We start from the raw sequence: 7,271 nt of genomic DNA on the forward strand, positions 1-7,271 counted from the left end.
CAGCGTCAGATACGGCGCCGCGAAACTCCATTCCTCATCCGACACATCAGTCGGATACCCTTTGCGGCCCGTTGTTTTCATCCCGCCAGGATACCAGGTCTCAATCGAAGTTCCTAACACGCTCTAGTAAAGACCCGATACGATGCGGACTACTTATCCAGCCAGTGAATAGAATTGCTGTGCGGGATCCCGCGCTCGGCCATCATCTGTTCGAGATGACGCAGGCTCAGCGGATAGGCCACGTACCACCGAACGCACAGCAACATCACGTCCAGCGGGTAATGGAAGCGTTTGAGTACTTTTCCCACACCCGGACTCAGCTTCTCGGTCATCGATCAAGTCACCCATTAAGGCCCGTCGGCATACCAGACTGCCTTATTGCGACAGATCCCGACGAACCTGTCGACGTGCTTCATCAGCGGCCAGTCACTCAGCACTGCTGCCATCGCAGCATTGCGCGGCCGGAGGAACAGCAGGAGACCATGTTCAGGGCGGCCGCCCCAAGCCTCAACATCCATGAGGAGCGCCCGCAGGTTCGCGAGCGCGCTTTCGACGTCGATCGCCGCCACCGCGTCTTCCAGGCACACCACAAGTGAGCACAATTCCGAGATCTTGGTGCCGAAAACCACGTCCAGCATGTCACCGCGGGTAGCCGGCATGTACAGAGTCGCCCCGAGGGCGAACGCGGAAATGTCGCCCCTCAGCTGGGACTTCGTGTGATTGTCGCGGCACGATACGGACCCAGGTCCGCGCCAGCTTCCTCTACGGTCACGCCCGCGCGGTCAGTGAGATGCATTAACAATTGCACGTCGCTGTCGTTGCTATCACGTACCAGAACGTGATCAGGCACACGACGCAGAACCGCTCTGGTTGCTTCAGCGATACCCGGCTTCACGCGATTCAAGTTGAAGGTGCCAAAACGCGCTGCCAGTGAGGACACCACGTGATCAGCGGACGCTTGGAGGTCCAATCGCTGTTCGTTGGTCCATGGAATTGCGGGATAAACTTCGCCCAGCGCCCCACGTTCGGCCTCGATCTTATCGATGAACTCTCGGGTTACGTCATGCTTAGGCAGGTGGTCGTATGTCACGCAACCATGAAGCCCACCTTGAGTCGGCCAGATGGTGCGGGATATGAGGCCCGACACGGTTGCACCGAGGATGCCGGACGGAATTACCCAGTCCTCTGCAGAGCCAGCCAGCCAAGCGCGGCCGCAGGGGTCTGCTAGAACAACGAGGCGAGGCTCCGCTGGGAAGCGCTTGTCGTCGTCCAAGGTCCGCTTGAGCTCATCGGAGATTGCGCCTTTGCCGGTCCAACCATCCACGAAGGCGATCTTTTCGGCCCCATGCAGCTGGATGATGGCTTCCAGAGCCACCATGTCGATCCCGCGATCGCGAATGATGCTGACACCGTAGTGGTGAGTATCGCGGCCCATTTCGACGAGTGCCCGGCGCAGCAGGACACCGAGGGGCACGCCTGCGCGAACAAATGAAACCAGGGCGATGCTCGGCCCGGTGTAAGCGGCACTCAATGCCAATGCCAATGCCTGAACATTGGAAGCCATACGAGCGCCGTTCCGCGCCAGGGCATGGGTGTAGAGACCCTTGTGCACGTCGGTAGGAGCCTGCTCGAAGCTTATCATCTCGGAGTAGTGCTTCCGGTTCGTCTGAATCAGAAGCTCCTTTTCCTCAACGGCAGTGAAGCTCATCTGCACGCGTTGCAAAAGGAAATGCACATCTTCAGGGGCGTAGCTGCCGCTGCCGACGGTGCTCAGGGTGGCGAGAGGATTACTCATTGATGAGCTCCTTCACTACTGTTGCCAGTTGACTGCGCGCCGGCGTTGACCACATGTGACAGAGGTCCATGAACCCCAGGTCGGAGATGCTGTCACCGAAGCCCAGGACCGGCCGCTCGCCGTGGACTTCACGATCGCGGCGCAACCATTCTTGAACGGCGAAGCGTTTTTCCAAACCCGCAGGCAGGAGGGCGAGGTTGTTTCCATTAACGTGGGTGTGCATGCATTCCAACATGCTTCGAGATTGAACTTCGGTCAGCAACTCGGTGAGCACCGAGTCGTCGGACTCGTTGTGTTTGGTCAGCACGTAGTGGCGCAGACCTTTCTCTTCAACTACCCAACTGCGCAGGGAGTAGCCCAGTTCTTTGCCGATTTGCAGGGTGGCCTCCCTCAGTGTCGACAGCCGGTCTTGAAAGGTCCGGAGCGACTCGGCCATCTGTGCGTGCCAGGGCTGGTCAAGCGATCCGTCAGGGCGGAGCATCACGCCACCATGGGAGCAGATTGCACCTTCGGTGAAAGGAAGCTTGACGCGGTTGTAGGCCTCCACGCTACGTGCGGTAACCGGAACGACGTCGGCCGAGGCCAGCAGCCAGTTCAGGAAGAAGTTCTGGACCGGGTTCATGTACCCGTTGGGCTGCCCATGCACGTCCAGGGTGGCGATGATTCGTGGGGTGGCGTCCGCCATCTTACTTGCGGTCTGGAACAGGGTGTCGTCGAGGTCGACGAATATCAGCGGGCGATTACTGCTCATCGAGAATTATCTCCGCATTCAGGACATCAACCAGTTCTGCAGGGAGCGCTTGCGCCGGGGTTTCGGTGCAGACAAGAACTCGGTCGAATTGACCGGGCTTCACGTTGTAGAGGAAGTTCGGAATACCGAGGCCATAGTTGTCAGGAAACGACAGCGCGTGCTCGATGGCGTGGCCTATGGCTATAGGGGACCTGGTGGTAGCGCTGAAGTAGACGTCTGCCCCGGCTCGCTCCGCGCGCTCCGCCAGCAGGAAGGGACGCCAGACGAACTCACCGGTACCCACTACGACGACTTTCTCGCCGGGCTGGATCTGAATGTTCGGTGCGAGCGTGTCGTCCACGTGGCGAACGCCCAAGCGCCCCCAGTCATTGCGGGGTGAGAGAGGCCATCCGCCTATAGAAACGGCGCCGACACCTAGCATATCCGGCAGGGGCGCGGACTGATCTTCGTGGAACTGATACGAGCCGCTCAGCAAGGATACGGCGGTGGTCGACTCTCCGATGGCCTCACGCACAGCACCCCCAGACCAGTCCGTCAGGACGCACGTGACCACTCGCTCGATCTTGTTCAGGCCGGCTTCGATTAGTGCGCGGTGCAGGTTGAGAAAGGTCTTGCCGGTCGAAGCCTCATCATCCACCAAGATTAAAGATCGGGCCTGGAGCATCAAATCACGAACCTCGGGATCGACTGGCAGGTGGATTAAATGGGTGCTGGCATGACTGTGCTCTTCCTCGAATCGAGAAAAGAGGTCGGTACCCAAAGGATGACGGGTACTGGTGAGGTACACGCTGTCGGAACGCGTGGCACTGTAAGCACGGTGCACGCCGGCACCGAGGCCAACTGCGGCTTCGGCCACGCCTATTACCAGCACTGGGCCGGGCAGGTCCGCTGGGATCTCGCTGACGAGGCTCTCGAAACTGGCAGCCATGATCGATGGCCGCGTCGGCACGAGTCGTCCCAGAACTTTTGACACGAAGAGGAATGCCCGCTTTGGATTCCGGCGCTCTGCGAAACCGAACAGGGTAGCTGCGGGCAAGGCGGCGGCGTCGACTTTGACCTCGAGCAGTCCCCGCTTAAGTTGAGCGCGTAGGAACGTCGGTACTACATTGCTGTCCATGAACTGCTTCCTTGCGAAACGCTGATCAATGAGCCGATTGCCGATTGCCGATTGCTTGGCGGTGCGACTCGCGGCTTTTAAAAAACAGGACGGTCGTCGACGGCTGATTCTAAGCATCCGCGCGGGTGTATTTCCGGGGCACGGCTCTTTTCGGCATTCTTCGTCGACGGCGGTGTCGCGAAGATCGTGGCATCCACCGGCGTGCCTTCTTTCATCCCCGCGCTCGCATAGCGCGATGCCGATCTCATCGAACAGCTTTCGCGTCAACTCATGCTGCGACCAACAGGCGCTGAAACTTCACAGCGTGGCGGCATTCGGTAGGTTCTCGCGCGCCAAGCCGATGCCCGGGAACGCGCGCATCGCGAAACTGTCGTTCAGCGCGTCTTCAAGGCCTTCATCCGTCAGGCCGTACCACTGTTCAAGAAAGTAGATCCGCAGCATCCGCTCAGGTCCTATCGGCGGGCGGCCCCATTCGCCTTTCGGGTAGTACGGCCAGTTCGCCAACAGCAAGCGCTCCCACGGTACCACTTTCTCCATCTCTGCAAGGAAACGCTGACGCCTGATCACTTGCTTCTTGTCCAGACTTCCTACTTCTGCAAGACCGAGCTACCGCTTCATGATCGTGGGACCGATTCGTGAGCCTCCTGCTACAACGTCTTCGTCCTCATCACCGACGACCGCGTAGCCGATTGATCAGACTTTCCCAAGTTTGATGCGAGGTCGAGGACCTAACAGGCTGTCGAAAATCGCCTCGTTTTGACAACCGCGGCAATGTTTAAAGGGATTTCGTATGCAATTCGTCGCTGAGTTGCACATGGATCGTCCGGGGCACACCACAGGCGAGTGAGCCAGCCGGCGCGTTTTCGCCCGGTGGCCGCGTCCCGGCGACTCATTGCGCTGCTCCTCGCGGCACGGCCATCAGTATTCGGGCCATTCCGGTCAGGTTGCTCGCCAGCATCGTCAGTCTGAAGTGCTGGTGACCCGCTTGATGCCTCGATAGTTGGTCTGCCGAATTCTGCCATGGTCTTGCCCCAACCGGAGTACTCTTCGATGCGTTTAAGTTTCACCTGGTTGATGCCATAACCGGCGTGCCGCGAAGCGCGCCCATCAATCGCGCTTCCGTCTTGATGAGCAACGTTGCGCGCCACATGGGGAGTCACGTTGCGCGTCCGGCAATCACGAACAGAGTCGCACATGTCGTAAGCCTTGTCGGTCCCAACAGGATTTGGTCGCGAAAAGGAAACAGTCATAGCAAAGCGCGATATCATAGGATTGCTTATTTCGCCAGCGAGTAGAATTTCTAAGTAGCAGATCGTTGAATTGTTCGGGTATGTGTTCTGGCAGACCTTGATCGGCGTCTCGCGTTCGGCGGTGAGCGCTTGTAGCGCCGAAACGGCTTCTCTAAAACCGGCAACAGTTTGAGTGTCCAGCGATGCACAGTCGAATGGCGAACCGAAATTCCTCGTTCGCCATTCGACTGCTCGAGGTGACGTAGACTCAGCGGATACGCAGCGTACCGGCACACGCAGAGAAGGATTACGTCAAGCGGATAATGTAGGCTCTTGAGCACCTTCGCCACCGCGCGATTCAGGTTCTGCTTCATCGGCCAGATCGTCCGTCTTCGGGGCCTCAACATGGCAGGTCCCTTATTGGGAGAAAGCCTTGGTCATTTCTTTAGTCGGACGCCAATGCCCATGCACGTTCACCATGCTCCGCGACGACCCCAACTACCAACCACTTTAACTGCTTGATCACTTCATTCTGATGGCTCATCGATCGGATCGAACTTCATCACTGGATGAGCTTCGTAGCCCTGAAAACACTCACCGAAACGGCGTCCACTCGGATCGTTGAAGGTGTGATCGGGCAATCCTAACGGCAGTTCATCCCTGATACAAGCATAACTCGCTTAAGTCGGCATAAGTAGAATTTATGTGGCAAGGAAAAGTGAGCTGCTTGGATATAAGCCGAATTTATTTCATATTCCTAATCGCGCAAAATAGAATAGGGCCCTGCCTCGGTCCACCGCAGTATTGTGCCGGTGCCGGGGTACCTTGGTCCTTCTGAAGGAGGCAACGTAGCGTCGAAAGGGTGTTGGCCGCCCGAGCCCCGAAGCTGATCATTAGGCCATCAGGCTGTTGGTGCTATTTGAAAGCGCGGTTTTGTAGACAAGCCGGCGGTTGGCGTGACGAGGCGTAGACGGTCGATGCGCTGCTGCGCCCCCTCCTGCAATGGCTAATGCACATCGTTATTTCGGGATGGCGATTGATCAGCATTGGCGGTCCACAAAAAGGCGGCCGTTGACAAAAGGGTGGCGATCTGATCTCCGCTTGACGCGCGCAACGACGGGTAGGCGACACCGCTGAAAAATTGTCCAGGAGAGGTACCTGAACAACATAGCGTCACGTGAGATCGCTGCGCCATCAAAGGCATCATCAAGCTGATGTTCGCTTCAGGAATTTTTGGATCTGATGCGTCATTCTGTCGGGCACATAGAGATCATGCACATGAGTCAAAAAGGGTAAGTATGCGACGCTTGCAATTCAAGAGTCCCAGTCGAATAGTGCTATTCCTGGGCCACGCAACAGAAATTTCTGGTTCTGTGTGATCGCTTTTGACGCTAGCCTTAGCGGGATGCGATGCGGCTGCTGACGTGATCCGTGCGGCTCCGAGAAAATGTATTGATCCGTCAGTAACGCTTGGTCGAGAAGACGATGAATGCTGTCAAATGTCGCGTCGACACTCGGCGAAAAAAAGAACGCGCGGACTTTTGGAATATGTGGATTTGGCTGAAGCTTGCGTGCATATCGGGCAAAACGGATGGGAGCCCGTTATCAGTTGAGCAATACAAAGAGAGGGACATCCATGAATGGCATCAATCAGTCGTCCACTTCGGTCGCGGCACTGCCGTCCGGTGTCCGCGTGGCTGGACAGCCTAAATTCGCAACGGAGATAGTTGCTGAACCGCTGACAGGCGGGCAGTTGACCTTTGGAAAGAACGACGAAAGCGGTGTTCGAATCGCGGTTGAAGATGTGAACAAAGCATCAGCAGCGGCAAATCGTCGCTCGGTTGCGGTCGAAGTGCTATCGGAGGATGACGCAGTGGGTCGGGAACCGGGCGCGTACTCCGTTCAGAAACTCGTCTATTCGGGAGACACGACGGCGATCGGTCGCAGTATTTCTGGCGTGATTTCGTGACAGTGTACAAGCAGATGCAATTCTCGACCATGATCGGGAAGTCGCATTCGATCGGACAGGCGACTGGATCGACGCACATGTGACGGTCTGTGCGATTTGCGGCGATAGCCGCCATCGCACTCGATTATTTTTTGACAGGTAACGGACATCATCGGACTGTCCGTTACCCCGTATCAACCCGTAGGCGGTCAACTGGAGTAAGAGAGGCATGGACATTCTGGTCCAACAAATCATGAATGGACTGGTGCTTGGCAGTGTCTACGCCATCATCGCACTGGGCTACACGATGGTTTACGGCATTCTGGGCATCATCAACTTCGCTCACGGCGATGTGTTGATGGTGGGCGCGATGGTTGCGCTCTCCGCCATAGGTGTGCTGCAGAACCACTTCCCCGGCCTCGGCAACGTGC

General features: G+C 57.4%; 6 protein-coding genes and 5 pseudogenes. 2 read left to right on the plus strand and 9 right to left on the minus strand.

All coding sequences use genetic code 11. The annotated features are described in order from the left end of the window. The 9 genes and pseudogenes from AB3X94_RS40855 to AB3X94_RS40895 all read right to left on the minus strand — a co-directional run. On the minus strand, nucleotides 1-81 hold an 81-nt coding region (locus AB3X94_RS40855; RefSeq protein WP_368594201.1), incomplete at its 3' end, for a transposase. A gap of 95 nt (nucleotides 82-176) precedes the next feature. Continuing rightward, a pseudogene (locus AB3X94_RS40860) lies at nucleotides 177-332 on the minus strand (IS6 family transposase); the annotation flags it as partial. A gap of 15 nt (nucleotides 333-347) precedes the next feature. Beyond that, nucleotides 348-704, minus strand: a complete 357-nt coding sequence (locus AB3X94_RS40865) for an HpcH/HpaI aldolase/citrate lyase family protein (RefSeq protein ID WP_368614413.1) — start codon at nucleotides 702-704, stop codon at nucleotides 348-350. Further along, nucleotides 701-1,795 (minus strand): cysteine protease StiP domain-containing protein, encoded by a 1,095-nt coding sequence (locus AB3X94_RS40870; RefSeq protein ID WP_368594199.1) that lies wholly within the window; start codon nucleotides 1,793-1,795, stop codon nucleotides 701-703. Before AB3X94_RS40870 ends, AB3X94_RS40865 begins: the two co-directional genes overlap by 4 nt. Further along, nucleotides 1,788-2,546 carry a trehalose phosphatase gene (locus tag AB3X94_RS40875; RefSeq protein ID WP_176112387.1) on the minus strand — a complete coding sequence of 253 codons (759 nt, stop codon included), beginning with the start codon at nucleotides 2,544-2,546 and terminating at the stop codon, nucleotides 1,788-1,790. The genes AB3X94_RS40870 and AB3X94_RS40875 overlap by 8 nt, the downstream gene beginning before the upstream one ends. Beyond that, the gene (locus tag AB3X94_RS40880) at nucleotides 2,536-3,780 is read right to left on the minus strand and encodes a phosphoribosyltransferase domain-containing protein (protein WP_368614412.1); all 1,245 of its coding nucleotides are present in this window, start codon (nucleotides 3,778-3,780) and stop codon (nucleotides 2,536-2,538) included. Before AB3X94_RS40880 ends, AB3X94_RS40875 begins: the two co-directional genes overlap by 11 nt. Nucleotides 3,781-3,788: 8 nt before the next feature. Beyond that, nucleotides 3,789-4,245: pseudogene (locus AB3X94_RS40885) on the minus strand (transposase); the annotation flags it as partial. Between the two features lie 307 nt (nucleotides 4,246-4,552). Further along, nucleotides 4,553-4,883: pseudogene (locus AB3X94_RS40890) on the minus strand (transposase); the annotation flags it as partial. Between the two features lie 155 nt (nucleotides 4,884-5,038). Further along, nucleotides 5,039-5,266 (minus strand): annotated as a pseudogene (locus tag AB3X94_RS40895) (IS6 family transposase); the annotation flags it as partial. Between the two features lie 1,262 nt (nucleotides 5,267-6,528). On the opposite strand from AB3X94_RS40895, the gene AB3X94_RS40900 reads away from it, so the two are divergent. Beyond that, nucleotides 6,529-6,861 carry a hypothetical protein gene (locus tag AB3X94_RS40900; protein WP_176112385.1) on the plus strand — a complete coding sequence of 111 codons (333 nt, stop codon included), beginning with the start codon at nucleotides 6,529-6,531 and terminating at the stop codon, nucleotides 6,859-6,861. Between the two features lie 208 nt (nucleotides 6,862-7,069). Next, nucleotides 7,070-7,271 (plus strand): annotated as a pseudogene (locus tag AB3X94_RS40905) (branched-chain amino acid ABC transporter permease); the annotation flags it as partial.

This window comes from Paraburkholderia sp. BR10923 (assembly GCF_040948765.1).
Taxonomy (GTDB): Bacteria; Pseudomonadota; Gammaproteobacteria; order Burkholderiales; family Burkholderiaceae; genus Paraburkholderia; species Paraburkholderia youngii.